This is a genomic window from Streptomyces sp. NPDC043746, assembly GCF_056436485.1.
Genome location: NZ_JBWKCM010000040.1, coordinates 16,539 through 41,401, shown reverse-complemented (window position 1 = coordinate 41,401; position 24,863 = coordinate 16,539). Strand labels below are relative to the sequence as shown.

The 24,863-nt window shown below is 72.8% G+C and carries 25 protein-coding genes; 22 read left to right on the top strand and 3 right to left on the bottom strand.

Going from position 1 to position 24,863, the window contains the following annotated elements; genetic code table 11:
• Positions 1 to 151: 151 nt before the first annotated feature.
• Positions 152 to 799 (bottom strand): bifunctional DNA primase/polymerase, encoded by a 648-nt coding sequence (locus AC0682_RS29200; protein ID WP_478536163.1) that lies wholly within the window; start codon positions 797 to 799, stop codon positions 152 to 154.
• Positions 800 to 1,273: 474 nt separating this feature from the next.
• On the opposite strand from AC0682_RS29200, the gene nsdA reads away from it, so the two are divergent.
• From nsdA to ffh, 5 genes are all read left to right on the top strand, one after another.
• Positions 1,274 to 2,755, top strand: a complete 1,482-nt coding sequence (gene nsdA, locus AC0682_RS29195; protein ID WP_254811591.1) for a transcriptional repressor NsdA — start codon at positions 1,274 to 1,276, stop codon at positions 2,753 to 2,755.
• Between the two features lie 438 nt (positions 2,756 to 3,193).
• Positions 3,194 to 4,546, top strand: a complete 1,353-nt coding sequence (locus AC0682_RS29190; RefSeq protein WP_254811590.1) for an ammonium transporter — start codon at positions 3,194 to 3,196, stop codon at positions 4,544 to 4,546.
• Positions 4,543 to 4,881, top strand: coding sequence for a P-II family nitrogen regulator (locus tag AC0682_RS29185; RefSeq protein ID WP_003965965.1), 339 nt, complete (start codon positions 4,543 to 4,545; stop codon positions 4,879 to 4,881). The genes AC0682_RS29190 and AC0682_RS29185 overlap by 4 nt, the downstream gene beginning before the upstream one ends.
• Positions 4,882 to 5,171: 290 nt before the next feature.
• On the top strand, positions 5,172 to 7,634 hold the full coding sequence (locus AC0682_RS29180; RefSeq protein ID WP_478536161.1) for a [protein-PII] uridylyltransferase: 2,463 nt from the start codon (positions 5,172 to 5,174) through the stop codon (positions 7,632 to 7,634).
• Between the two features lie 120 nt (positions 7,635 to 7,754).
• Positions 7,755 to 9,308, top strand: coding sequence for a signal recognition particle protein (gene ffh / locus AC0682_RS29175; RefSeq protein WP_028419469.1), 1,554 nt, complete (start codon positions 7,755 to 7,757; stop codon positions 9,306 to 9,308).
• A gap of 99 nt (positions 9,309 to 9,407) precedes the next feature.
• Here ffh and AC0682_RS29170 read toward each other — a convergent pair whose 3' ends face one another.
• Positions 9,408 to 10,265: a methyltransferase domain-containing protein gene (locus AC0682_RS29170; RefSeq protein ID WP_254811588.1), complete on the bottom strand. Its 858-nt coding sequence runs from the start codon at positions 10,263 to 10,265 to the stop codon at positions 9,408 to 9,410.
• Between the two features lie 453 nt (positions 10,266 to 10,718).
• On the opposite strand from AC0682_RS29170, the gene AC0682_RS29165 reads away from it, so the two are divergent.
• From AC0682_RS29165 to AC0682_RS29085, 17 genes are all read left to right on the top strand, one after another.
• Positions 10,719 to 11,312, top strand: a complete 594-nt coding sequence (locus AC0682_RS29165) for a hypothetical protein (RefSeq protein ID WP_096626346.1) — start codon at positions 10,719 to 10,721, stop codon at positions 11,310 to 11,312.
• 158 nt (positions 11,313 to 11,470) lie between these two features.
• Positions 11,471 to 11,911, top strand: a complete 441-nt coding sequence (rpsP, locus tag AC0682_RS29160; protein WP_018488710.1) for a 30S ribosomal protein S16 — start codon at positions 11,471 to 11,473, stop codon at positions 11,909 to 11,911.
• A gap of 2 nt (positions 11,912 to 11,913) precedes the next feature.
• Positions 11,914 to 12,153 carry an RNA-binding protein gene (locus AC0682_RS29155; RefSeq protein WP_003980229.1) on the top strand — a complete coding sequence of 80 codons (240 nt, stop codon included), beginning with the start codon at positions 11,914 to 11,916 and terminating at the stop codon, positions 12,151 to 12,153.
• A gap of 128 nt (positions 12,154 to 12,281) precedes the next feature.
• A complete protein-coding gene (rimM, locus tag AC0682_RS29150; protein WP_254811587.1) occupies positions 12,282 to 12,893 on the top strand; it encodes a ribosome maturation factor RimM in 612 nt (203 codons plus the stop codon).
• Entirely contained in the window at positions 12,893 to 13,714 is an 822-nt protein-coding gene (gene trmD, locus AC0682_RS29145; RefSeq protein ID WP_254811586.1) for a tRNA (guanosine(37)-N1)-methyltransferase TrmD, read from the top strand. The genes rimM and trmD overlap by 1 nt, the downstream gene beginning before the upstream one ends.
• Positions 13,715 to 13,844: 130 nt before the next feature.
• Entirely contained in the window at positions 13,845 to 14,195 is a 351-nt protein-coding gene (gene rplS / locus AC0682_RS29140) for a 50S ribosomal protein L19 (RefSeq protein WP_018509630.1), read from the top strand.
• Between the two features lie 45 nt (positions 14,196 to 14,240).
• On the top strand, positions 14,241 to 15,017 hold the full coding sequence (gene lepB, locus AC0682_RS29135; protein WP_478536159.1) for a signal peptidase I: 777 nt from the start codon (positions 14,241 to 14,243) through the stop codon (positions 15,015 to 15,017).
• On the top strand, positions 15,010 to 16,119 hold the full coding sequence (gene lepB / locus AC0682_RS29130; protein WP_478536158.1) for a signal peptidase I: 1,110 nt from the start codon (positions 15,010 to 15,012) through the stop codon (positions 16,117 to 16,119). Before lepB (AC0682_RS29135) ends, lepB (AC0682_RS29130) begins: the two co-directional genes overlap by 8 nt.
• On the top strand, positions 16,022 to 16,957 hold the full coding sequence (gene lepB / locus AC0682_RS29125) for a signal peptidase I (protein WP_478536164.1): 936 nt from the start codon (positions 16,022 to 16,024) through the stop codon (positions 16,955 to 16,957). Before lepB (AC0682_RS29130) ends, lepB (AC0682_RS29125) begins: the two co-directional genes overlap by 98 nt.
• Positions 16,958 to 17,007: 50 nt before the next feature.
• On the top strand, positions 17,008 to 17,760 hold the full coding sequence (gene lepB / locus AC0682_RS29120; protein ID WP_478536156.1) for a signal peptidase I: 753 nt from the start codon (positions 17,008 to 17,010) through the stop codon (positions 17,758 to 17,760).
• Positions 17,757 to 18,245, top strand: a complete 489-nt coding sequence (locus AC0682_RS29115) for an NUDIX hydrolase (protein ID WP_478536155.1) — start codon at positions 17,757 to 17,759, stop codon at positions 18,243 to 18,245. Before lepB (AC0682_RS29120) ends, AC0682_RS29115 begins: the two co-directional genes overlap by 4 nt.
• A 64-nt stretch (positions 18,246 to 18,309) precedes the next feature.
• Positions 18,310 to 18,618, top strand: a complete 309-nt coding sequence (locus tag AC0682_RS29110; RefSeq protein WP_003965949.1) for a DUF2469 domain-containing protein — start codon at positions 18,310 to 18,312, stop codon at positions 18,616 to 18,618.
• 155 nt (positions 18,619 to 18,773) lie between these two features.
• Positions 18,774 to 19,133: a YraN family protein gene (locus AC0682_RS29105; RefSeq protein WP_478536153.1), complete on the top strand. Its 360-nt coding sequence runs from the start codon at positions 18,774 to 18,776 to the stop codon at positions 19,131 to 19,133.
• Complete coding sequence (locus AC0682_RS29100) at positions 19,133 to 20,755, top strand: YifB family Mg chelatase-like AAA ATPase (RefSeq protein WP_478536152.1); 1,623 nt, start codon at positions 19,133 to 19,135, stop codon at positions 20,753 to 20,755. Before AC0682_RS29105 ends, AC0682_RS29100 begins: the two co-directional genes overlap by 1 nt.
• 227 nt (positions 20,756 to 20,982) lie before the next feature.
• Positions 20,983 to 22,149: a DNA-processing protein DprA gene (gene dprA / locus AC0682_RS29095; RefSeq protein ID WP_478536151.1), complete on the top strand. Its 1,167-nt coding sequence runs from the start codon at positions 20,983 to 20,985 to the stop codon at positions 22,147 to 22,149.
• A 253-nt stretch (positions 22,150 to 22,402) separates the two neighbouring features.
• Positions 22,403 to 23,239 (top strand): RNA polymerase sigma factor WhiG, encoded by an 837-nt coding sequence (gene whiG / locus AC0682_RS29090; RefSeq protein WP_254811583.1) that lies wholly within the window; start codon positions 22,403 to 22,405, stop codon positions 23,237 to 23,239.
• Positions 23,240 to 23,335: 96 nt separating this feature from the next.
• The gene (locus tag AC0682_RS29085) at positions 23,336 to 23,893 is read left to right on the top strand and encodes a TetR/AcrR family transcriptional regulator (RefSeq protein WP_254813182.1); all 558 of its coding nucleotides are present in this window, start codon (positions 23,336 to 23,338) and stop codon (positions 23,891 to 23,893) included.
• 96 nt (positions 23,894 to 23,989) lie between these two features.
• On the opposite strand, the gene AC0682_RS29080 is transcribed toward AC0682_RS29085, so the two are convergent.
• On the bottom strand, positions 23,990 to 24,664 hold the full coding sequence (locus AC0682_RS29080) for a murein hydrolase activator EnvC family protein (protein ID WP_478536149.1): 675 nt from the start codon (positions 24,662 to 24,664) through the stop codon (positions 23,990 to 23,992).
• Between the last annotated feature and the right edge of the window lie 199 nt (positions 24,665 to 24,863).

The following is a 24,863-nucleotide window of genomic DNA, read 5'->3' as shown; positions in this document are numbered from 1 at the left end:
CCCCTCCCCCCACACACCCCCCCCCCCCCCCCCCCCCCCCCCCCCCCCCCCCCTCCCCCCCCCCCCCCCCCCCCCCCCCCCCCCCCCCCCCCCCCCCCCGTTTCCGTGCGCCGCCAGCCGCCCGTCCGTCGTTCCCGCGGGCCGCCGGCCGCTAGGAGCGGTGGCAGCTGTACGCCAGCGTCCCCAGCAGCAGCCGCGCCTGCGGGGGAGCGGCGGCGGTGTCCAGTACCGGGGGCCGCAGCCAGCGGACCGGGCCGAGGCCGCCGAGGTCGGACGGCGGGGCGGTGATGTGCGTGCCCGGCCCCAGCGCCCGCAGGTCCAGGTCCGCGTCGTCCCAGCCCATGCGGTAGAGCAGGCCGGGCAGTTCGGCGGCGGCTCCGGGCGCGACGAGGAACTGCGCCCGGCCGGTCGGCGTCACCGCCACCGGGCCCAGTGGCAGTCCCATGCGCTCCAGCCGCACCAGCGCCCGCCGCCCGGCCTGCTCCGCCACGTCCAGCACGTCGAAGGCGCGGCCCACCGGCAGCAGCATCGAGGCGCCCGGGGTCTCGCCCCAGGCGTCCGCCGCCGCCTCGACGCCGGTGCCCGCCGGGACCTCCCGGGCGAAGCCCAGCGGGTGGGCGCCGGGGGAGGGGCAGGCCCGCTGCCCGCAGGAGCAGGCGCCGTCCCGGGCGCGGGTGCCCGGCACCACGGTCCAGCCCCAGAGCCCGGTGTACTCGGCCACCGCGGTGGCCTCGGCGCCGCGGCCGCGCCGCCGTACGCCGGAACGTTTCTCACGGATGCCGCCGATCGTGAAGCCCATGCCCCCTCCAACGGGTCCGACTCATCGGTGGTTACGACTCGGCGGTGACGACCCGGAGCGCTCGGGTTCGCTCCGACGCCGCAACTCGATCGAGTGGTGTGCGCCGTGGTGCGCCAGGTGGTGCGGCGCGGTGCGTGCGCCCCCGGGTGCTTCCGTACGCTCGCCATCGGTCGTGATGGCTCAAGTCAAGCGTGCCGAGCGGCAGTCGGGTTCATTCGAAGGGGTGGCGAATGGTGGCGTTTCCGCAATCCCCCTCGCGGGAGGGGTGATCGTAGGATTACCGTCGGTACACGAAGCCTGGGAGAATGTGCAGCCACGGGTATGCCCCAGGCAACCCGGTTTCCTGTTCGACGACGTGCAACTCCCGTACGAGCGGCGGCGATGCACGGCATTCTGATGGGTGCACAGAATTTTGACAGTCGGTTCGCGCGATGAGGTTCGGCGGGGAGGATTCAGCGTGATGGGGGCGTTCCAGTGAGCGGCGGCGGCGCAGGCGAAGCGGAGGCCGGGAGCGGCAAGCGCCCCAACGCGCAGTTGGGGTCGTGGTTCGTGCGCAGCGGCTGGTCCAAGGGCGAGCTGGCCCGCCAGGTCAACCGGCGGGCGCGGCAGATGGGCGCCCACCACATCAGCACCGACACCTCCCGGGTGCGGCGCTGGCTCGACGGCGAACAGCCGCGCGAGCCGATTCCGCGCATCCTCTCCGAGCTGTTCTCCGAGCGGTTCGGCGCGGTCGTCGCCGTCGAGGACCTGGGGCTGCGCACCGCCCGCCAGTCACCCTCGGTGGCCGGGGTCGACCTGCCGTGGGCGGGCCCGCAGACCGTCGCCCTGCTCAGCGAGTTCTCCCGCAGCGATCTGATGCTCGCCCGGCGGGGCTTCCTCGGCAGCTCGCTCGCGCTGGCCGCCGGCCCCTCCCTGATCGAGCCGATGCAGCGGTGGCTGGTGCCGGTCCCGGCCAAGGCCCCGGGCGAATCGGCGTCGGAGGCCGCCGCCCGCAGGCCCTCCCGCCTCTCCGGCCCCGAGCTGGACCTGCTGGAGTCGACCACCACGATGTTCCGGCAGTGGGACGCCCAGTGCGGCGGCGGGCTGCGCCGCAAGGCCGTCGTCGGCCAGCTGCACGAGGTCACCGACCTGCTCCAGGAGCCCCAGCCCGGCCCCGCCTCCAAGCGCCTCTTCCGCTGCGCCGCCGAACTGGCCGAGCTGGCGGGCTGGATGAGTTACGACGTCGGCCTCCAGCCCACCGCCCAGAAGTACTTCGTGCTCGCCCTGCACGCCGCCAAGGAGGCCGGGGACAAGCCGCTCGGCAGCTACATCCTCTCCAGCATGAGCCGCCAGATGATCCACCTGGGCCGCCCCGACGACGCCCTGGAGCTGATCCATCTGGCCCAGTACGGCAGCCGCGACTGCGCCACCTCCCGTACGCAGGCCATGCTGTATGCGATGGAGGCCCGCGCGTACGCCAACATGGGCCAGCCCAGCAAGTGCAAGCGGGCCGTCCGGATGGCCGAGGACACCTTCCTGGACGCCGGACTGGACGGCGAGCCCGAGCCCGACTGGATCCGCTTCTTCTCCGAGGCCGAACTCAACGGGGAGAACGCCCACTCCTACCGTGACCTGGCCTATGTCGCCGGCCGCAGCCCCACCTACGCCTCGCTCGCCGAGCCGGTCATGGCGAAGGCCGTCGAGCTGTTCGGGGAGGACGACGAGCACCAGCGCTCCTACGCGCTCAACCTCATCGGCATGGCCACCGTCCATCTCCTCCAGCGCGAGCCCGAGCAGTCCACCGTGCTCGCCGGGCAGGCCCTGAAGATCGCCAAGAAGGTCCGCTCCGAGCGGGTCAACACCCGGCTGCGCAAGACCGTCGACACCGCTGCCAGGGACTTCGGGGACGTCGCGGATGTCGCCCGGCTCACCGATCTGCTCAGCGAACAGCTGCCGGAGACCGCCGAAGCGGTCTGACCCGGCACCACGGCCCCGGCCGCGGCACCCCTCCGTACAGCCCGACTCGGCTCCCCCATCGCCTGGTCACCCGGAGAGGAGCCGCGGCCGGTTCGCGTGAGGGGGGTTGGCGGCCGGGGCGCGTACAGCGGCGTACGACGGGTCCTTTCGGTCCATCCAACGGCGTTTCGGCCACACCGTCCGCGGCATGGGCTGCATGGTAGGCAGCGCACCGGGCTCGCCACCCGGGATTCATTCCCCCGTAACACGCACCACCTCTTCGTCACGCTCGCGAAACATCGTGCGGCTTCCCCGGAAACGGCGCTCCGCCAATCTCGTGGCCCACAGGCGGTCTCCGGCCATGATCCGCCGGATGCCTCCGACCGGCCCGCACCCTTCCCAGTGGTCCCGCAGCCTTCCCCCGCACGCCGCGGCCGCTCCGACGACGAGGAGACGCCGATGCCCCCAGGCATCACGACGCTTGCCGCAGACGCCCCCGGGCTGTCTGCCGCCAACACCGGGTTCATGCTCATCTGCTCGGCCCTGGTGATGCTCATGACCCCCGGTCTGGCCTTCTTCTACGGAGGCATGGTCCGCGTCAAGAGCACCCTCAACATGCTGATGATGAGCTTCATCAGCCTCGGGATCGTCACGATCCTGTGGGTGCTCTACGGATTCAGCCTCGCCTTCGGCTCCGACATCGGGTCCGTCGTCGGCTGGAGCTCCGACTACGTCGGTCTGAGCGGCATCGGACTCAACGAGCTGTGGGACGAAACCACCATCCCGGTGTACGTCTTCGCCGCCTTCCAGCTGATGTTCGCCGTGATCACCCCGGCTCTGATCAGCGGTGCGCTCGCCGACCGCGTGAAGTTCACCGCGTGGGCGCTCTTCATCGTCCTGTGGGTCACGGTCGTCTACTTCCCCGTCGCCCACTGGGTCTGGGGCTCGGGCGGCTGGCTCTTCGAGATGGGCGTCATCGACTTCGCCGGCGGTACGGCGGTCCACATCAACGCGGGCGCCGCCGCGCTCGGCGTGATCTTCGTCATCGGCAAGCGCATCGGCTTCAAGAAGGACCCGATGCGGCCGCACAGCCTGCCGCTCGTCATGCTCGGCGCGGCCCTCCTGTGGTTCGGCTGGTTCGGCTTCAACGCCGGGTCCTGGCTCGGCAACGACGACGGCGTCGGCGCGGTCATGTTCCTCAACACCCAGGTCGCCACCGCCGCCGCCGTCCTCGGCTGGCTGATCTACGAGAAGCTGCGCCACGGCTCCTTCACCACCCTCGGCGCCGCCTCCGGCGCGGTCTCCGGCCTGGTCGCCATCACCCCGGCGGGGGGTTCCGTCTCCCCGCTCGGCGCCATCGCGGTCGGTGCCATCGCCGGTGTCCTGTGCGCCATGGCGGTCGGCCTGAAGTACAAGTTCGGGTACGACGACTCCCTGGACGTCGTCGGCGTCCACCTCGTCGGCGGCATCATCGGCTCCGTCCTGGTCGGCTTCTTCGCCACCGGCGGGGTCCAGTCCGACGCCCGGGGCCTCTTCTACGGCGGCGGCCTCGAACAGCTCGGCAAGCAGGTCGTCGGCGTCGTCGCGGTCCTCGCGTACTCTCTCGTCGTCTCCGGCCTCATCGCCCTGATCCTGCACCGGACCATCGGGATGCGGGTCTCCGAGGACGACGAGATCTCCGGCATCGACCAGGTCGAGCACGCCGAGACCGCGTACGACTTCAGCGGCGCAGGCGGCGGCACGACGGCCCGCACCACCGCCGCAGCGGCGGACCCGACGGCAGCACCGAAGGCAAAGAAGGTGGACGCATGAAGCTCATCACCGCGGTCGTGAAGCCCCACCGGCTGGACGAGATCAAGGAGGCCCTCCAGGCCTTCGGCGTCCAGGGGCTGACCGTCACCGAGGCCAGCGGTTACGGCCGCCAGCGCGGCCACACCGAGGTCTACCGGGGCGCCGAGTACACCGTCGACCTGGTCCCCAAGATCCGCATCGAGGTGCTGGTCGAGGACGAGGACGCCGAACAGCTCATCGAGGTCGTCGTCAAGGCCGCCCGGACCGGCAAGATCGGCGACGGGAAGGTCTGGAGCGTCCCGGTCGAGACCGCCGTCCGCGTCCGCACCGGCGAACGCGGTCCGGACGCCCTCTGACGGAGGCGCTTGCCGGGGCCGGAAGCCTCGGCGAGCGGGCCGGACGCCGCGGGCCGCGGCTCCGGCGCCCGGCCCGACGCCCCCGCACCGTACGGGCGCCCTCGGTCGACGGGGCGTACGGCGCCCCAGGGGCCGAGGCACGGCCGCACGCTCTCCGGCCGAGGGCCGGCAGCCGCCGGGACATCCTCCGGGCCAAGACCCGGGTCCCCGGCCCGACGCCCCCCGACCGACGGCCCCGCACACCGGACGGGCGCCCCTGACCGAGGCCCCGCCAAACGGAAGGCACCTGGGTGACGAGCACCGAAGCGATCACCGACAGCGAAGACTCGGGACCCAGCGGCTACGCGGCGGCCCGGCTGCGCCTCCTCCAGCAGGAGGCGCGGTCCGGGCCGCCCCGCCGTGCGGCCCTCGCCCGGCTCACCGACGACTGGCTCACCGGCCTGTTCACGGCCGCCGCGACCCGCGCCGGGGTGCGCGGGGCCGCCCTCGTCGCCGTCGGCGGCTACGGACGCGGCGAACTCTCCCCCCGCAGCGACCTCGACCTGCTCCTGCTCCACGACGGCAGCGCCGACGCGGCCGCCGTGGCCGCCCTCGCGGACGCCGTCTGGTACCCGGTCTGGGACCTGGGCCTCGCCCTCGACCACTCCGTGCGCACCCCCGGCGAAGCCCGGAAGACGGCCGGGGAGGACCTCAAGGTGCAGCTCGGGCTGCTGGACGCCCGTCCCGTCGCAGGCGACCTCGGGCTCGTCGCCTCCCTGCGCACCGCGATCCTCGCGGACTGGCGCAACCAGGCACCCAGGCGCCTCCCCGCCCTCCACGAGCTGTGCCAGGAACGCGCTGAGCGGACGGGCGAGCTCCAGTTCCTCCTGGAACCCGACCTCAAGGAGGCCCGCGGCGGCCTCCGCGACGCCACCGCCCTGCGCGCCGTCGCCGCCTCCTGGGTCGCGGACGCCCCGCGTGAAGGGCTCGACCAGGCCCGTCGCACCCTCCTGGACGCCCGCGACGCCCTCCACCTCACCACCGGCCGCGCCACCGACCGCCTCGCCCTCCAGGAGCAGGACCAGGTGGCCCGGGCGCTCGGCCTGCTCGACGCCGACGCGCTGCTGCGCCAGGTGTACGAGGCCGCCCGGACGGTCTCGTACGCCACCGACATCACCTGGCGCGAGGTCAACCGGGTGCTGCGCGCCCGCTCGGTCCGCCCCAAGCTACGCGCCCTGCTCAGCGGCGGCCGGGTCTCCGCCAAGCCCGCCCCGGAGCGCGCCCCGCTCGCGGACGGTGTGGTGGAGGCCGACGGCGAGGTGGTCCTCGCCCGGGCCGCCCGCCCCGACCGCGACCCCGTCCTCACCCTGCGCGCCGCCGCGGCCGCCGCCGAGGCCGGTCTGCCGCTCTCCCGCCACCTCGTACGCCATCTCGCCACCACCGTCCGGCCGCTGCCGGTCCCCTGGCCGCCGGAGGCCCGTGAGGAGCTGGTCACCCTGCTCGGCGCGGGGGAGGCCACCGTCGGCGTCTGGGAGGCGCTCGAAGCGGAAGGGATCATCACCCGGCTGCTGCCCGACTGGGAACGCGTCCACTGCCGCCCCCAGCGCAACCCCGTCCACACCTGGACCGTCGACCGGCACCTGGTGGAGACCGCCGTCCGGGCCTCCTCCCTCACCCGCCGCGTCCACCGCCCCGACCTCCTGCTGGTCGCCGCCCTCCTCCACGACATCGGCAAGGGCTGGCCCGGCGACCACTCGGTGGCCGGTGAGGTCATCGCCCGGGACATGGCCACCCGGATCGGCTTCGACCAGCACGACGTGGGAGTCATCGCCACCCTCGTACGCCACCATCTCCTGCTCGTCGAGACAGCGACCCGGCGCGACCTGGACGACCCCGCCACCGTGCGGTCCGTGGCCGCCGCCGTCTCCAGCGCCTCCACCCTGGAGCTGCTGCACGCCCTCACCGAGGCCGACGCGCTCGCCACCGGGCCCGCCGCCTGGTCCGCCTGGCGGGCCTCCCTCGTGGCCGACCTGGTCAAACGCGTCGCCGCCGTCCTCGCGGGGGAGGCCCCCGAGGAGACGGAGGAGGGAGCGCCCAGCGCCGAGCACGAACGCCTCGCCGTCGAGGCCCTGCGCACCGGCGAACCCGTCCTCACCCTGCACACCCGGCCCGAGGAGCCCGCCGGGGACGGCGAGGTGGCACCCGTCGGCGTCGAGCTGCTCATCGCCCTGCCCGACCGGCCCGGTGTGCTGCCCGCCGCCGCCGGAGTCCTCGCCCTGCACCGGCTCACCGTGCGCGCGGCCGACCTGCGGGCGGTGGAACTGCCCAACGAGGTGGGGGAGAGCGCGGACCTGCTGCTGCTCAGCTGGCGCGTGGCGGCCGAGTACGGGTCCCTCCCGCAGGCCGCCCGGCTCCGCGCCGACCTCGTACGCGCCCTGGACGGCTCCCTGGACATCCGCGCCCGGCTCGCGGAGCGGGAGGCGGCCTACCCGCGCAGGCGTGGGGTGAAAGCCCCGCCGCCCCGGGTCACCGTCGCCGCGGCGGGCTCCCGCCGGGCCACCGTCATCGAGGTCCGCGCCCAGGACGCCCCGGGGCTGCTGCACCGGATCGGCAACGCCCTGGAATCCAGCGCCGTACGGGTGCGCAGCGCCCATGTCTCCACCCTCGGCGCCAACGCCGTGGACGCCTTCTACGTCACCGGCGCCGACGGCGAACCCCTGCCGGCACTCCGCGCCGCCGAGGTCGTCCGGGAGGTCGAGAAGGCCCTCGGCTGATCCGTACGACGCCCCCTCGCCCGGCCGGTTGTGGGCGAGGGCTCGGTGTTCTCCGGGGGCCGGATACCCTGGAGGGCGACTTACCTGCCCCGCCCCCGACCCTGAGGACCGACGAGCGCCGTGTTCGATACTCTCTCCGACCGCCTTAGCGCGACTTTCAAGAACCTCAGGGGCAAGGGCCGCTTGTCCGAGGCGGACATCGACGCCACGGCACGCGAGATCCGTATCGCCCTGCTCGAGGCCGACGTCGCCCTCCCCGTCGTCCGGGCCTTCATCGCCAACGTGAAGGAGCGCGCGCGCGGCGCCGAGGTCTCCCAGGCGCTCAACCCCGCCCAGCAGGTCGTCAAGATCGTCAACGAGGAGCTCGTCGCCATCCTCGGCGGCGAGACCCGGCGCCTCCGGTTCGCCAAGACCGCGCCCACCGTGATCATGCTGGCCGGTCTCCAGGGTGCGGGGAAGACGACGCTCGCCGGGAAGCTCGGCCTCTGGCTCAAGGGCCAGGGACACTCCCCGCTGCTCGTCGCCTGCGACCTCCAGCGCCCCAACGCCGTCAACCAGCTGAGCGTCGTCGCCGAGCGCGCCGGGGTCGCGGTCTACGCCCCCGAGCCGGGCAACGGCGTCGGTGACCCGGTCCAGGTCGCCAAGGACTCCATCGAGTTCGCCCGGGCCAAGGTCCACGACATCGTCATCGTCGACACCGCCGGCCGCCTCGGTATCGACCAGGAGCTGATGCGGCAGGCCGCGGACATCCGGGACGCCGTCAGCCCCGACGAGATCCTCTTCGTCGTCGACGCGATGATCGGTCAGGACGCGGTCAACACCGCCGAGGCCTTCCGCGACGGCGTGGGCTTCGACGGCGTGGTCCTCTCCAAGCTCGACGGTGACGCCCGCGGTGGTGCGGCCCTGTCGATCGCCCATGTCACGGGCAAGCAGATCATGTTCGCGTCGAACGGCGAGAAGCTGGAGGACTTCGACGCGTTCCACCCGGACCGGATGGCCTCCCGCATCCTCGACATGGGTGACCTGCTCACCCTGATCGAGCAGGCGGAGAAGACCTTCAGCCAGGAAGAGGCCGCCAAAATGGCCTCGAAGCTCCAGTCGAGCAAGGGCGGGAAGGACTTCACCCTCGACGACTTCCTGGCCCAGATGGAGCAGGTCCGCAAGATGGGCTCCATCTCCAAGCTGCTCGGGATGCTGCCCGGCATGGGGCAGATCAAGGACCAGATCAACAACATCGACGAGCGCGACATCGACCGCACCGCCGCGATCATCAAGTCGATGACGCCCAAGGAGCGCGCCGAGCCGACGATCATCAACGGCTCGCGCCGGGCCCGCATCGCCAAGGGTTCGGGCGTCGAGGTCTCCGCCGTCAAGAGCCTGGTGGAGCGCTTCTTCGAGGCCCGCAAGATGATGTCGAAGATGGCCCAGGGCGGCGGCATGCCCGGGATGCCCGGCATGCCCGGCATGGGTGGCGGTCCCGGCCGACAGAAGAAGCAGGTCAAGCAGGCCAAGGGCAAGCGCAAGAGCGGTAACCCGATGAAGCGCAAGGCCGAGGAGGCCGCCGCCGCGGAGCGCCGCGAGCAGGCCGCCGCCCAGGGCGGAGCGTTCGGGCTGCCGGCCCAGGGCGACAAGAACTTCGAGCTGCCGGACGAGTTCAAGAAGTTCATGGGCTGAGCGACGACAGCAGGCATGCGTGAGGGGCGCCCCTTGGGAGAGGGCGCCCCTGACGCGCGTACGGCGTCCTTCAGGTCATCGCGTACGGCTTGCCTCGGGTCACGTCGTGCAGACCAGGTAACGGAAGACGTTCGGCATCCACACCGTGCCGTCCGGTCGCCGGTACGGATGCAGCGCCTCCGCCACCTCCTTCTCCACCTGGGAGCGGTCGGTGGCCCGTACGGCGGCGTCGAAGAGCCCGGTCGACAGCAGCCCGCGCACCGCGCTCTCCTGGTCCGCGTACCCGAACGGGCAGGAGACCCGCCCCGAACCGTCCGGCTTCAGCCCCGTCCGCGCGGCCACGTCCTCCAGATCGTCCCGGAGCGTCGGCCGCCACCCGCCCGGCCGGGGCGGACGCGCGGACTCCGTCAGCCGGGCCGCCACCCGCAGCACCGGGGCCGTGGCACACCGCTCCGGCGGGCCCCAGCCGGTCAGGACCACCGTCGCGCCCCGGGCCGCCAGCGGCAGCGCCGCCTCCAGCGCGGGCGCCAGCCCCTCCGAGTCACCGGCCGCACAGCCGATCGGCTCGAACACGGTGATCAGGTCGTACGGTGCCCCCTCCGCGCCGGCGCCCGCGGGGAGTCCGTTCTCGTGCAGCCGGGCCCGGTGCGCGGGCGCACCTTCCGCGCCCTCCCCGGGCAGCAGCCGGGCGCGCGCCAGAGCCAGCCGCTCCCGGTCGGAGTCCACGCCCGTGACCTGCGCCCCCCGGGCCGCCGCGATCAGCAGGGCGAGCCCGGAGCCACAGCCGAGCGACAGCATCCGGGTGGCGGCCCCGACTTCGAGCCGGTCGTACACCGCCTCGTAGAGCGGTGCCAGCATGCGTTCCTGGATCTCGGCCCAGTCGCGGGCACGGGTACCGGCGTCCGCCGGCGCGGAGGTATCCGCGTCCCGGAGGTTCCGGACGAGCGTTGGTGTCATGGAAAGCGCCCCAATCCGCCAAGAGGTTCGATCTTGCCCGAGTGGACGGCCCCCGTGTGCGTATGTCCCGCACCCCCCGTATGTCAGGGAACTGCGCATCGGCCGTTCCGTCCAGGGGTTGTGGGGCACTGATTGCGTACCCCGGTCGTGCGCCTCTGTCGGACCAGTCTGACCCGACACCGGGCACCGGGCACGTCGAACGGTCGGCCGGGTACCCTCACAGGCGGCCCGGTAAGTGGCGACGGGCGCCGGCGCACCGCACACCCCGTACGCCGGGCGCACCGCGCGCTGTGCACCACCTTGGTGCGAGCTGTGTGGCTTCTCCGCAGTTCGGCGCACCCGCCCGCCTCCGGACGCATCCAGGGCACATCACGAGCAACTGACTGGTACGTGCAAATTATTTGGGATGCCCCGGAATAGGAACACCACGGCACTCGGACTCGTTGTCACGACGTGAGCACGACACCACCTGTACTTGCCGCAGAGCTGGCACAGGCGTGGGCCGACATTCAGCGGCACCACCCCGAGCTGCCCGATCTAGCCGCGCCCGAGTCCCTGATCGGAGAGTCCTCGTCCGCCTGTGGCGCCGAGCTCTCCTTCGAGCGACTGCTCCACGAGGCAGTCCACGGCATCGCCGCCGCGAGAGGAGTCCGTGACACCTCACGCGCCGGCCGCTACCACAACAGACGCTTCCTCGCGATCGCCGAGGAGCTGGGCCTCGACCATGCCGAGGAGCCCCACCCCAGCAGCGGATTCTCGCTGGTCACGCTGAATCCCGAAGCCAAGCGCCGGTACCGCCCGACCACCGAACGGCTGCAGCGCGCCCTCAAGGCGCACACGGTCGCCACCGCCGCCGACACCAAGCGCTCCTTCCGGGGCCCTGCGGCTCGGCACGGCTCCTCCGGGGGCGGGGTCCGGGTCAAGGCCGTCTGCGACTGCGGACGCAACGTCCGTGTCGTCCCCTCGGTCCTGGCCCAGGCGCCGATCGTCTGCGGTGGCTGCGGCAAGCCGTTCCGGATCCCCGAAGCGGCGGTCGCGGTGGGGTGAGGTGAAGTGGTGTGGCACAATGGCTAGCTGTACTCGACAGTCGCACAGGACCCCTCTCTCCTCCGGCTGACGCGTCCATCGGGCACTCCGAGTACCGCAACCCCACGTGGCATCTTTGTTGTGCCCAACCACGTCAGAGACCAGGAGACACCACTTCCGTGGCAGTCAAGATCAAGCTGAAGCGTCTGGGCAAGATCCGTTCGCCTCACTACCGCATCGTCGTCGCCGACTCCCGTACCCGCCGTGACGGCCGGGCCATCGAGGAGATCGGCCTGTACCACCCGGTGCAGAACCCCTCCCGCATCGAGGTCAACTCGGAGCGCGCGCAGTACTGGCTGTCCGTCGGCGCCCAGCCGACCGAGCCGGTCCTCGCGATCCTGAAGCTCACCGGTGACTGGCAGGCCCACAAGGGCCTCCCGGCCCCCGCGCCGCTGCTGCAGCCGGAGCCCAAGGCTGACAAGCGTGCCCTGTTCGAGGCGCTGTCCGCGGACGGCGACGAGGCCAAGGGCGAGGCCATCACCCCCAAGGCCAAGAAGTCCGACAAGAAGGCGGACGAGGCTGCTGACGCTGCCGCGTCCACCGAGTCGACCGAGGCCTGAGCATGCTCGAGGAGGCTCTCGAGCACCTCGTGAAGGGCATCGTCGACAACCCCGACGACGTGCAGGTGGCCTCGCGCACCCTGCGCCGCGGGCGCGTGCTGGAGGTCCGGGTCCACCCCGACGACCTCGGCAAGGTGATCGGCCGCAACGGCCGCACCGCCCGCGCCCTGCGGACCGTCGTGGGCGCCATCGGCGGCCGTGGCATCCGCGTCGACCTCGTCGATGTGGACCAGGTCCGCTGACCGCAGTTGAACACCGGCCAGGGCCGGGGAGGGCTTTCGAGCCGTCCCCGGCCTTTGTCGGTCCCCGGCCTCCGTCGTCGGCCACCGGGGCGCCACCGTTTCCGTACCCCATCAATTCGGAGAACAGCGTGCAGTTGGTAGTCGCGCGGATCGGCCGCGCCCACGGCATCAAGGGCGAGGTCACCGTCGAGGTACGAACGGACGAGCCGGAGCTGAGGCTCGGCCCCGGTGCCGTCCTGGCCACCGAACCGGCGGCGACGGGTCCGCTGACGGTCGCGTCCGGCCGGGTCCACAGCGGCAGGCTGCTGCTGCGCTTCGAGGGCGTGCACGACCGGACGGGCGCCGAGGCGCTCCGCAACACCTTGCTGATCGCCGACGTGGACCCGGCGGAGCTGCCGGAGGACGAGGACGAGTTCTACGACCACCAGCTGATCGACCTGGACGTCGTCCTCGCCGACGGCACGGAGATCGGCCGGATCACCGAGATCTCCCACCTGCCCTCGCAGGACCTGTTCATCGTGGAGCGCCCCGACGGCAGCGAGGTGATGATCCCCTTCGTGGAGGAGATCGTCACCGAGATCGACCTGGAGGAGCAGCGCGCGGTCATCACCCCGCCGCCCGGCCTGATCGACGAGAGCGAGGCCGTGGTGGCCTCCTCGCGCGACGCGGAGGCGGCCGACCGCGACGCGGACGCGGTGGCCGGGGAGCCCGGCGGGACGCCGAAGGGCGACGGCTCCTGATGCGGCTCGACGTCGTCACGATCTTCCCCGAGTACCTGGACCCGCTGAACGTCTCCCTGGTCGGCAAGGCCCGCGCCCGCGGGGTGCTGGACGTCCACGTCCACGATCTGCGGGAGTGGACGTACGACCGGCACAACACGGTCGACGACACCCCCTACGGCGGCGGCCCCGGCATGGTCATGAAGACCGAGCCCTGGGGGGAGGCGCTGGACGAGGCGCTGGCCGACGGCTACGAGTCCGGCGCGCACTCCCCGGTCCTCGTGGTGCCCACACCCAGTGGCCGCCCGTTCACCCAGGAGCTGGCCGTGGAGTTGTCCGCGCAGCCCTGGCTGGTCTTCACCCCGGCCCGGTACGAGGGCATCGACCGCCGGGTGATCGACGAGTACGCCACCCGCGTCCCCGTCGTCGAGGTCTCCATCGGTGACTATGTGCTGGCCGGCGGGGAAGCGGCCGTCCTGGTCATCACGGAGGCCGTGGCCCGGCTGCTGCCCGGCGTCCTCGGCAACGCCGAGTCCCACCGCGACGACTCCTTCGCCCCCGGAGCCATGGCCAACCTCCTGGAGGGCCCCGTCTACACCAAGCCGCCCGAGTGGCGCGGCCGGTCCATCCCGGACGTCCTGCTCAGCGGTCACCACGGGAAGATCGCCCGCTGGCGGCGGGACCAGGCCTTCGCCCGGACCGCCCTCAACCGGCCCGATCTGATCGAGCGCTGCGAGGCGGGCGCCTTCGACAAGAAGGACCGCGAGATCCTCTCCATCCTGGGCTTCGCGCCGGAGCCCGGTGGCCGATTTTGGCGCAGGCCACCGGCCGTGGAAGAATAGGCCGCTGCTGTACGTCCGGCGTGCGCCCCTGCCACAGGGGGAAAGCCGCCCGCCCGACGCGATCAGCACTCCTTCACTCCTCTCGATATCCCGTCGATGACCTGTGGCATCGGCGAAGAAAGCAGAACTCATGTCTTCCCTGCTCGATGGCGTCAACGCCGCCACCCTCCGCTCGGACGTCCCGGCGTTCCGCCCGGGTGACACCGTCAACGTCCACGTGCGCGTGATCGAGGGCAACCGCTCCCGTATCCAGCAGTTCAAGGGCGTCGTCATCCGCCGCCAGGGCTCGGGCGTCTCCGAGACCTTCACGGTCCGCAAGGTCTCCTTCAGCGTCGGAGTCGAGCGCACCTTCCCGGTGCACAGCCCGATCTTCGAGAAGATCGAGCTGGTCAGCCGCGGTGACGTCCGTCGCGCCAAGCTGTACTTCCTCCGTGAGCTGCGCGGCAAGGCCGCGAAGATCAAGGAGAAGCGCGACAACTGAGGCACCGCTGGTGTCCACAGCGCGGCCGGATAGGATTCGGCGGCGATGGACAGCCAAGCAGAGCACTCGGAGCGCGATCGCTCCTCGGAACCCCGCACCGGGTCCGAGGAGCGGTCGCGCTTCCCGCGTCTTCGGGGGGCTTTCGCCCGCGTACGGCCCTGGCGGCGGCGCGTTCTCCTCGTGGGGGTGGCGGGCGTGGCCGGGCTGCTGCTGTTCAGCGCCTTCGTGGTCCAACCCTTCCTGATCCCCAGCGGCTCGATGGAGCCCACGCTGCGGGTGGGGGACCGGGTGCTCGTCAACAAGCTGGCGTACCGCTTCGGCGCCGAGCCCGAGCGCGGGGACGTCGTGGTCTTCGACGGAACGGGCTCCTTCGTACGGGAGGACCCGGACGCCGATCCGGTGGCCGCCCTGGCCCGGGGGGCGGCGGCCTCGCTCGGCCTGGCGGAACCCGCCGACACCGACTTCGTGAAGCGTGTGGTGGGCGTGGGCGGCGACCGGGTCGTCTGCTGCGACGCGCGGGAAAGACTCACGGTGAACGGAGCGCCGGTGGACGAGACGACGTACCTCCACCCCGGGGACACCGCCTCGAAGGCGCCGTTCGACATCGTCGTCCCCCCCGGCACGCTCTGGATGCTGGGCGACCACCGCAGCCGCTCCAGCGACTCCCGCGACCGCCTGGGCTCGCCCGGCGGAGGAATGGTCCCCGTCGAGCGGGTGATCGGCCGGGTGGACTGGCTGGGCTGGCCGCCCGCCCGGATCGGCGGCCTCGACGGCACCGGCGCCTTCGACGGCGTACGGGAGCCCGGCGGGGCGCATGGGTAACCGCGGGCGCCCCCGCGGCGCCCCGGACCCCCACGCCTCCCTGCCGACCGGGAGCCGGCCCACCGGGCCCCGGTCGCTGCCGACCCGGGCCGAGCGCCGCAGGCTCGCCAGGAAGGTCCGGCGCAAGCGCCGCAGGTCCGCGGTGAAGGAGATACCGGTCCTCATCGTGATGGCGGTGCTGATCGCGCTGGTCCTGAAGACCTTCCTGGTCCAGGCGTTCGTGATCCCGTCCGGGTCGATGGAGCAGACCATCAAGATCGGCGACCGCGTTCTGGTGGACAAGCTGACCCCGCTGTTCGGGTCGAGGCCGCAGCGCGGGGACGTCGTCGTCTTCAAGGACCCCGGCGGCTGGCTCCAGCAGGAGGGCACCGAGGAGAAGGAAGACCCGCCGGTCGGTGTCAAGCAGGTCACCGCGGCCCTGAAGTTCATCGGGCTGCTGCCCTCCGACGACGAGCAGGACCTGATCAAACGCGTGGTGGCGGTCGGCGGTGACACCGTGAAGTGCTGCGGCGAGGACGGTCGGGTCACCGTCAACGGCGTACCGCTCACCGAGCCCTACCTGCACCCGGACGACCGCCCCTCGACCGTGGAGTTCGAGGTGGAGGTCCCGCCCGGGCGCCTCTTCGTGCTGGGCGACCACCGGTCCAACTCCGCCGACTCCCGCTTCCACCTCGACGAGCCCGACCGGGGCACGGTCTCCGAGGCCGAGGTGGTGGGGCGGGCCGTCGTGATCGCCTGGCCGCTCGCCAACTGGACCACGCTCGAAGAGCGTGAGACCTTCGCCGCGGTGGCACGGGCGAGCGGGTCAGGAGCAGTGGCGCCGAGGCCGGCGGACGGAACGGAGGCAGCCATTCCGGGGCCGTCGCATAGAGTTGCCCCTTCAGATCGAGACGGAATGGTCCGGCTCCCGACCCCTGCGGAACTCCCGCTCGTTATGGGAGTGGTGGGCCTGCGCCGGTTGGGGCGCGGGCAGTGGCACGTACTGAGGAGTGGATGTGGGGGATTTGGCGGTCGGCGCACGATCCGGACGCGACGAGCCCGAGGACCGGCCGGGGCGCGAAGAGTCTCCCGCAGGCGGCCCGGCGGTCCCACCGGGCGGTGAGGGCGGTGCGCCCGGCGACGACGGCGGAGTGCCGGGCGACGACGGCGGTGCGTCGAGGGGGGACGGCAGGCCTCCCAAGAAGCAGCGCTCCTTCTGGGTGGAGCTGCCGCTGCTCATCGTCATCGCCCTGGTCCTGGCGCTGTTGATCAAGACCTTCCTGATCCAGGCGTTCTCGATCCCCTCGGACTCGATGCAGAACACCCTGCAAAGGGGCGACCGGGTGCTGGTCGACAAGCTGACCCCCTGGTTCGGCGCGGAGCCGGAGCGCGGCGAGGTCGTGGTCTTCCACGACCCGGGCGGCTGGCTGGAGGACACCGCCACCCCCGAGCCCAATGTGGCGCAGAAGTTCCTCAGCTTCATCGGTCTGATGCCCTCCTCCGAGGAGAAGGACCTGATCAAGCGGGTCATCGCGGTCGGCGGCGACACCGTGGAGTGCAAGGAGAACGGACCGGTCACGGTCAACGGCAAGGTGCTCGACGAGAAGTCGTTCATCTTCCCGGGGAACACCCCCTGCAACGACAGGCCCTTCGGCCCGATCAAGGTCGAGGAGGGCCGGATCTTCGTCATGGGCGACCACCGGCAGAACTCCCTGGACTCCCGCTACCACCAGGAGCTTCCCGGCCAGGGCACCGTCTCCAACGACGAGGTCGTCGGCCGCGCGATCGTCGTCGCCTGGCCCATCGGCCGCTGGGGGACCCTGCCCGTCCCCGACACCTTCGACCAGCCCGCACTGAACGCGGCCGCCGCCATGGCCCCGGCCGCACTGGGCCTGGCCGGAGCCGTGCCCCTGGTGCTGTGGCGGCGCAGGAGGCTGACCGTCCGGCGTACCGCCGGGTAGGGTGCCGACTCGGATCAGCGATAGTCGATCTCCGATGGGGGAGCGCTGGGATGAGCGGTACGAAACGTGACGAGGCCGGCCGCGGCCGGACCGGCGCCATGGTGTCGGGTCTGGCCGTGGCCGTCGGCTGCGTACTCTTCCTCGGCGGCTTCCTCTGGGCGGCGGTGGTCTACAAGCCGTACGCCGTCCCCACCGACTCCATGTCCCCCACGGTGAACGCCGGGGACCGGGTGCTCGCGGAGCGGATATCGGGTGACGACGTCCGCCGCGGTGACGTGGTGGTCTTCACCGACCGCGTCTGGGGCGACACCCCGATGGTGAAGCGCGTGGTCGGTATCGGCGGGGACACGGTGGCCTGCTGCGACGAGAAGGGACGGCTCACCGTCGGCGGGACGCCCGTCGACGAGCCGTATCTGGACCGGCGCCGCGCCGCCGACGGCAGACCGGCGCCCGCCTCGCCGCAGGACTTCTCCGCCGAGGTGCCCGAGGGCCAGATCTTCCTGCTCGGCGACGAGCGGTCCACCTCCCTGGACTCCCGGGTCCACCTGGACGACCCGGGGCAGGGCTCGGTACCCCTGAGCGCCGTCCAGGGCAGGGTCGACGCGGTCGCCTGGCCGATGAACGGCATGATCGGCCGCCCCGCCGCCTTTGCCGCGCTGCCCGGCGGAATCTCCGCCGACGGCCCGCTCCCGCTCCAGGTGGGGGCCGCCGTGGTGGGCATGGTGCTCATCCTCGGCGGAGCGGCGTACGGGCCTGTGGCGGCCCGCTCGGCCCGCAGGCGGGCCTCCGGAGCCTCCCGGTGACCGCCGGGGCGCGCAGGGTGGCCCGGGTGGTGCTCCTGGACCCCGACGACCGCATTCTCCTGCTCCACGGCCATGAGCCGGCCGACCCCGACGACGACTGGTGGTTCACGCCCGGCGGAGGCCTGGAGGGCGACGAGACCCACGAGGAGGCCGCCCGCCGCGAGCTGGCCGAGGAGACCGGGATCACCCACGTCGAGCTGGGGCCGGTGCTCTGGAAGCGGACCTGCTCCTTTCCGTTCGACGGACGCCGCTGGGACCAGGACGAGTGGTACTTCCTGGCCCGTACGGCACAGACCGCCACCGCCCCGCAGGGCCTCACCGAGCTGGAACTGCGCAGCGTCGCGGGGCTGAGGTGGTGGACTTCCGCCGAACTTCTCTCGGCGCGTGAGACGGTGTACCCGACCAGACTCGCCGAGCTGCTGAGAACGCTCCTCGACGAGGGTCCCCCGCGTGTTCCGTTGCTCCTCGCCGCCGAGATCGTCTGATCGTCCGGGGACGTCGGAGGCTGACGCACAATGGGGGGACGCACGGCTGAAGGGGAAACATGCCATGAGCGCCGAGGACCTCGAGAAGTACGAGACCGAGATGGAGCTGAAGCTCTACCGGGAGTACCGCGATGTCGTCGGTCTGTTCAAATATGTGATCGAGACCGAACGGCGCTTCTACCTCACCAACGATTACGAGATGCAGGTGCACTCCGTCCAGGGCGAGGTCTTCTTCGAGGTGTCCATGGCGGACGCCTGGGTCTGGGACATGTACCGGCCCGCGAGGTTCGTGAAACAGGTCCGCGTGCTGACCTTCAAGGACGTCAACATCGAAGAGCTGAACAAGAGCGATCTGGAGCTTCCGGGAGGCTGACCCGCGCGGGGCCCGACGCACGGGCGCCGCGTACACGACGCGGAGACCCGGTCACCCCTGTGGGTGACCGGGTTTTCCCCATGGCAAGAGTTTTCCACCAAGATCCACAACTTTCCGGCGGCCGGGCCAGAGTCGGTCCCGGAGGTGGTGGAGAGATGAACGCACGGGGGGCACTCGGGCGGTACGGCGAGGACCTGGCGGCACGGCTGCTGACCGACGCCGGGATGACCGTGATCGAGCGCAACTGGCGCTGTCGCGCCGGAGAGGTCGACATCGTCGCCAGGGACGGCGACGCACTGGTCCTCTGCGAGGTGAAGACCCGCAGATCGGGCCGGTTCGAGCATCCCATGGCCGCGGTCACCCCGGTCAAGGCGGACCGGCTGCGGCGGCTCGCGGGGATCTGGCTGGAGAGGCACGGCGGACCACCGGTCGGCGGGGTCCGGATCGACCTGGTCGGGGTGATCGTGCCCCGGCGCGGCGCCCCGGTCACCGAGCACGCACGGGGGGTGGCCTGATGGGGTACGCACGGGCGTGTTCCGTGGCGCTGGTGGGCGTCGAGGGCGTGGTGGTGGAGGTCCAGGCGGACCTGGAGCCCGGGGTGGCGGCCTTCACGCTGGTCGGACTGCCGGACAAGAGCCTGATCGAGAGCCGGGACCGGGTGCGGGCCGCGGTGACGAACTCCGGGGCCGAGTGGCCGCAGAAGAAGCTCACGGTGGGGCTCTCCCCGGCCTCGGTGCCCAAGAGCGGTTCGGGTTTCGACCTCGCTGTGGCGTGTGCGGTCCTCGGGGCCGCGGAGCGGCTCGACCCCGCCGCCATCGCGGACGTGGTGATGATCGGGGAGCTGGGGCTCGACGGCCGGGTCCGCCCCGTACGGGGGGTGCTGCCCGCCGTCCTGGCGGCTGCCGAGGCCGGGTACCAGCAGGTCGTCGTCCCCGAGCAGACGGCTGGGGAGGCCGCCCTGGTGCCGGGCGTCTCGGTCCTCGGCGTACGGAGCCTGCGCCAGCTCATGGCCGTCCTCGGCGACGAGCCGGTCCCCGACGAGCCCGCCGACCCCCGGGGGCGCCCCGACGCGATGCTCGCCGGACTCATGGTCCCGGGCACCGGGCTCGGTGCCGGTCTCGCTCCGGCCTCGGCGCGGGGCGAGGGGCACACCCCGGACCTGGCGGACGTGGCGGGCCAGCCGCGCCCCCGCAAGGCCCTGGAGGTGGCGGCGGCCGGGGGGCACCACCTGCTCTTCTCCGGCCCGCCGGGGGCGGGCAAGACCATGCTGGCGGAGCGGCTCCCGGCGGTCCTGCCGCCGCTCACGCGGCAGGAATCCCTCGAAGTGACGGCGGTCCACTCCGTGGCGGGCATCCTTCCCCCGGGTGAACCGCTCGTCTCCCGGGCCCCCTACTGCGCCCCGCACCACTCGGCGACGATGCAGTCGCTGGTGGGCGGGGGCAACGGGATGCCGAGGCCCGGAGCGGTCTCGCTGGCGCACCGGGGCGTCCTCTTCCTGGACGAGGCGCCCGAATTCTCCGGAAAATCCCTGGACGCGCTGCGCCAGCCGCTGGAGTCGGGCCATGTGGTGGTGGCACGGGCGGCGGGGGTGGTGCGGCTGCCGGCCCGGTTCCTGATGGTGCTGGCCGCCAACCCGTGCCCCTGTGGCCGGCACACTCTCACGGGCGCGGGTTGCGAGTGCCCGCCCTCGGTGGTCCGCCGCTACCAGGCCCGCCTCTCCGGGCCCCTGCTCGACCGGGTGGACCTGCGGGTCGAGGTGGAGCCGGTCGACCGCGCGGATCTGCTGACGCAGGGCGGCCGGGGCGAGCCGACCGCCGTGGTGGCGGCGCGGGTGCGGGAGGCCAGGGCCCGGGCGGCCGAGCGGCTGGCGGGGACGCCGTGGTCGACCAACAGCGAGGTCCCCGGCCACGAGCTGCGCACCCGCCTGCTCACGGCCCCGGGGGCCCTGGCCGCCGCCGAACGCGACCTGGAGCGCGGCCTCCTCACGGCCCGGGGCCTGGACCGGGTGCTGCGGGTCGCCTGGACGGTCGCCGACCTCCGGGGCGCGCCCCGACCGGAGGCCCGGGACATGGCGGTGGCCCTGGAGCTGCGGACGGGCATCCAGCGCGGGGCGCCGATGGGAGCGGGGGCGCTGTGAGGGGGGTGGAGCCGGAGCGGCGGGAGCCCGAGCTGTGGGAACAGCCGGGGCTGGTAGGGAGACCCGGGGCAGGGGGAGCCGACCGCCCGGATGCGGGACGAGGGGTGAGCCGGGAGGCAGGGGGGCCACCGGATGGCCGAGGTCCGGCCACCGGCCGCCCGGAGGCGGGCGGGAGCGGTGAGGGGCCGGAGGCCGGCGCGAACCGGGAGCGGCGGGGCGCCGGGGTCGTGCCGGAGCCCGGTGCGGAGGCCGAGCGGCTTGCGCGGGCCGCGTTGACGCGGGTCGTGGAGCCGGGGGACGAGCGGGCCGGGGCGTGGTTGCGGCGGGTGGGGGCCGTCGAGCTGTTGCGGGTGCTCCGCGCCGCGGACGGCTCCGCGGAGAGGCTGCCCGGGATGACCGCCGTACGGCTGGAGGGCTACCGGCTCCGTGCGGCGGCGGCCGACCCCGCGCGGGACCTGGCGGCGGTGGCCGCTCTCGGCGGGCGCCTCGTCTGCCCGGGGGACCGGGAGTGGCCGAGCCAGCTGGACGACCTGGGGGACGCCCGGCCCGTCGCGCTCTGGGTGCGGGGCGGGCCGGACCTGCGGCTGTGGGCCCTGCGCTCGGTGGCCGTGGTCGGAGCGCGTGCCTGCACCCCGTACGGAGCGCACATGGCGGCTACGCTCGGCGCCGGGCTCGCGGAGCGCGGCTGGGTGGTGGTGTCGGGCGCGGCCTTCGGCGTGGACGGGGCGGCCCACCGAGGTGTCCTGGCGGTGGGCGGCGCGACGGCGGCGGTGCTGGCCTGCGGGGTCGACGTCCCCTATCCGCGGGGCCACGCCGAGTTGATCGGCCGGGTGGCCCAACAGGGGCTGGTGGTAGCGGAGTTGCCGCCGGGTGGCCATCCCACCCGGGCCAGGTTCGTCCTGCGCAACCGGGTGATCGCCGCGCTGACCAGGGGGACGGTCGTGGTGGAGGCCGAGTACCGCAGCGGTTCCCTCGTCACCGCCCGGCAGGCGCAGCGGCTCGGCCGGTTCGTGATGGGCGTGCCGGGCCCCGCCACCAGCGGACTGTCGGCCGGTGTCCATGAACTGCTGCGCGGTGAAGGGGTGCTGGTCACCGAGGCGTCCGAAGTGGCCGAGCTGATCGGGGAGATCGGTGACCTCGCCCCCGACCGCCGCGGCCCGGTGCTGCCCCGGGACCGGCTGGACCCGATGGCGGCGAAGGTCCTCGAGGCCTTCCCGTACCACGGCCTGATCGGTCCCCGTGACCTCGCCCGTGGAGCGGGCGTCTCGGCCGACGAAACGCTCGGGCGGCTGTACGAACTGCACTCACTGGGGTTCGTCGAACGGGAGGGCGACGGATGGCGGTTGACGCGTCAGTCCCCCTGCGACGGCGCCGTACGGCGAGGCGGTTCTTGACCTGGAGCATTCGGGTGAAAAGGTAAGGCCGATGACCTCGCACGATCGATCGGTGACCTGTCGGGGGCCGTCGCCCACGGCGAGGGCCCCGGCTCCCGGCAGGTGCGGGCGGTATGACAGGCGGAACACGATCACGCGGCACGGATCACCCCTCCTGTGCGGACTGCGACACCATAGTCACGCTACGCTCACAAGGATTCCGCCCCAGACAGAAGTCCCCAGCACTTCACGGCAGAACGGCTCAAGGCACCACATGCCCCAGCACACCTCCGGGTCTGACCGCGCGGCAGTACCACCGGTTGCGCGTGGCCCTGTGCGCCCTCCCGCCCCCTCATCGCTCGACGAACTGTGGCGCTCGTACAAGGCCACCGGCGACGAGCGGCTGCGGGAGCAGCTGATCCTGCACTACTCGCCGCTCGTCAAGTACGTCGCGGGCCGGGTGAGCGTGGGGCTGCCGTCCAGCATTGAGCAGGCCGACTTCGTCTCCTCCGGGGTCTTCGGACTGATCGACGCCATCGAGAAGTTCGACATCGAGCGGGCCATCAAGTTCGAGACATACGCCATCACCAGGATCCGTGGCGCGATGATCGACGAACTGCGGGCGCTCGACTGGATCCCCCGCTCGGTGCGGCAGAAGGCGCGCAACGTGGAGCGCGCCTACGCCACGCTGGAGGCGCAGTTGCGGCGCACCCCCTCCGAGGCCGAGGTCGCCGCAGAGATGGGTGTCACCCTGGAGGAACTGCACGCGGTTTTCAGCCAGTTGTCACTGGCCAACGTCGTCGCCCTGGAGGAGATGCTCCAGGTCGGCGGCGACGGCGGCGAGCGGCTCACCCTGATGGACACCCTGGAGGACACCGCTGCCGACAATCCGGTGGAGGTGGCCGAGGACCGGGAGCTGAGACGGCTGCTCGCCCGCGCCATCAACACGCTTCCCGACCGGGAGAAGACCGTGGTGACCCTCTACTACTACGAGGGCCTGACCCTCGCGGAGATCGGCAACGTCCTCGGCGTCACGGAGAGCAGGGTGAGCCAGATCCACACCAAATCCGTGCTCCAGCTCCGGGCGAAACTGGCCGATGCCGGACGCTGACGCCCCGTCCTCCGGCCACCCGGGCGGAGACTGGGCCCTTCCCTCCGGCAGCCGCCGCCGTAGAGTGGATACGTGCCCAGGATTCGAGCGGCCTCCGTGGCCGAGCACCGGACCATGCAGCGCGGCGCCCTCCTGGACGCCGCGCGCTCCCTGCTGTCCGAGGGCGGTACGGAGGCGCTGACCTTCCCCGCACTCGCCGAGCGTACGGGCCTCGCCCGGTCCTCCGTGTACGAGTACTTCCGCTCCCGCGCGGCCGTCGTCGAGGAGCTGTGCGCCGTCGACTTCCCCCTTTGGGCGGCCGAGGTGGAGAACGCGATGGAGCGCGCCGAGACCCCCGAGGCGAAGATCGAGGCGTATGTGCGCCGACAGCTCGACCTCGTCGGGGACCGCCGCCACCGGGCGGTCGTCGCGATCTCCGCGAGCGAGCTGGACGCGGGCGCCCGGGAGAAGATCCGGGCCGCGCACGGCGGCCTGATCGCCATGATCGTCGAAGCGCTCGGGGACCTCGGCCACACGCAGCCCAGGCTCGCCGCGATGCTCCTCCAGGGCTCGGTGGACGCTGCCGTGCGCCGTATCGAGCTGAGCGTGGCGGAGGAGCCCGGCGTCATCGCGGACACCGCCGTAGCCATGATCCTGCGCGGCGTACGGGGCTGACCCCGCCGACGTCGCGACCGAGTCCCGCCTTCGTGGGCGAGCGGGGCCCGACCGCCGTACACGACCGAGGCCCCACCGACGTACGCGATCGGCCCCTCACGGCTCGGGCACCGTGAACACCGGCAGCAGCCGTGACGGGCCGCGCCGTAGCAGCGAGAGCGGGTTCAGGTAGGCCTCGCCCCGCCGCAGCCCCCAGTGCAGACAGCCTTCGGGGCAGTGGAACGGCCCCGCCTCCAGCAGTCCCACCGGCCGCCCCGCGACGACCTCGTCCCCCTTCGCCACGAGCGCCCGCACCGGCTCGTACGTCGTGCGCAGCGGCGGCGCCCCGCTCCCGGCCAGCTCGACGACCAGGACCCCGCGCCCCGCCACCCGCCCCGCGAACGAGACCCGGCCGGTGGCGGCGGCCACCACCGTGTCGCCCGCCCGGGCCGCCAGGTCGACGCCGCGGTGCCCGGGCCCGTACGGACCGGCGGGCGGCTCCCACCCCCGTACCACCGCGGGCCTCCCGGCCAGCGGCCAGACCGGCCCGCCCGTACGGACCGACGGGGACGGCGGCTCCCCTGCCCGTACAGCGGGCAGGAGCCGTACGGCGGCCGAGGGCGGCGGCAGAGCGGCCACCAGCACCGCCGCCGTCGCCAGCACCGTCGCCGCCACCACCGGCAGCGCGGCGCGGACCGGAGGCGGACAGGAGCGGCGGGCAGGGGCATGGCGGCTCGGAGTGCGGCGGTCCGGGGCACGGCGGCCCGGCAGCGGCGGGGGCGGAAAGCTCATGCGTCCACGCTCTCCCGGAGGCAGGGATTCCGGGGATCACGGGCCGCGCCTGTGGACCACTCGCCGATTGTGGACATCTCCGCCACTCGCCCGTGGTCACCGAGCGCATCCGCCGTGGACACCGGGCCCGCCCGCCGTGGACACCGGGCCCGCCCGCCCAGGGGCATCGTCGTCATCCGGCACCCGGCGGGTCCCGTAC

Excerpts from the sequence above, each read along its gene's own strand:
- AC0682_RS29110 (WP_003965949.1), top strand. The coding sequence starts at position 18,310 with ATGAGCGCCGAGGACCTCGAGAAGTACGAGACCGAGATGGAGCTGAAG.
- lepB (WP_478536158.1), top strand. The coding sequence starts at position 15,010 with ATGGGTAACCGCGGGCGCCCCCGCGGCGCCCCGGACCCCCACGCCTCC.
- whiG (WP_254811583.1), top strand. The coding sequence starts at position 22,403 with ATGCCCCAGCACACCTCCGGGTCTGACCGCGCGGCAGTACCACCGGTT.
- lepB (WP_478536156.1), top strand. The coding sequence starts at position 17,008 with ATGAGCGGTACGAAACGTGACGAGGCCGGCCGCGGCCGGACCGGCGCC.
- AC0682_RS29105 (WP_478536153.1), top strand. The coding sequence starts at position 18,774 with ATGAACGCACGGGGGGCACTCGGGCGGTACGGCGAGGACCTGGCGGCA.
- AC0682_RS29190 (WP_254811590.1), top strand. The coding sequence starts at position 3,194 with ATGCCCCCAGGCATCACGACGCTTGCCGCAGACGCCCCCGGGCTGTCT.
- AC0682_RS29155 (WP_003980229.1), top strand. The coding sequence starts at position 11,914 with ATGCTCGAGGAGGCTCTCGAGCACCTCGTGAAGGGCATCGTCGACAAC.
- rplS (WP_018509630.1), top strand. The coding sequence starts at position 13,845 with ATGTCTTCCCTGCTCGATGGCGTCAACGCCGCCACCCTCCGCTCGGAC.
- AC0682_RS29185 (WP_003965965.1), top strand. The coding sequence starts at position 4,543 with ATGAAGCTCATCACCGCGGTCGTGAAGCCCCACCGGCTGGACGAGATC.
- AC0682_RS29200 (WP_478536163.1), bottom strand. The coding sequence starts at position 799 with ATGGGCTTCACGATCGGCGGCATCCGTGAGAAACGTTCCGGCGTACGG.
- AC0682_RS29170 (WP_254811588.1), bottom strand. The coding sequence starts at position 10,265 with ATGACACCAACGCTCGTCCGGAACCTCCGGGACGCGGATACCTCCGCG.
- AC0682_RS29080 (WP_478536149.1), bottom strand. The coding sequence starts at position 24,664 with ATGAGCTTTCCGCCCCCGCCGCTGCCGGGCCGCCGTGCCCCGGACCGC.
- AC0682_RS29100 (WP_478536152.1), top strand. The coding sequence starts at position 19,133 with ATGGGGTACGCACGGGCGTGTTCCGTGGCGCTGGTGGGCGTCGAGGGC.
- lepB (WP_478536159.1), top strand. The coding sequence starts at position 14,241 with ATGGACAGCCAAGCAGAGCACTCGGAGCGCGATCGCTCCTCGGAACCC.
- trmD (WP_254811586.1), top strand. The coding sequence starts at position 12,893 with ATGCGGCTCGACGTCGTCACGATCTTCCCCGAGTACCTGGACCCGCTG.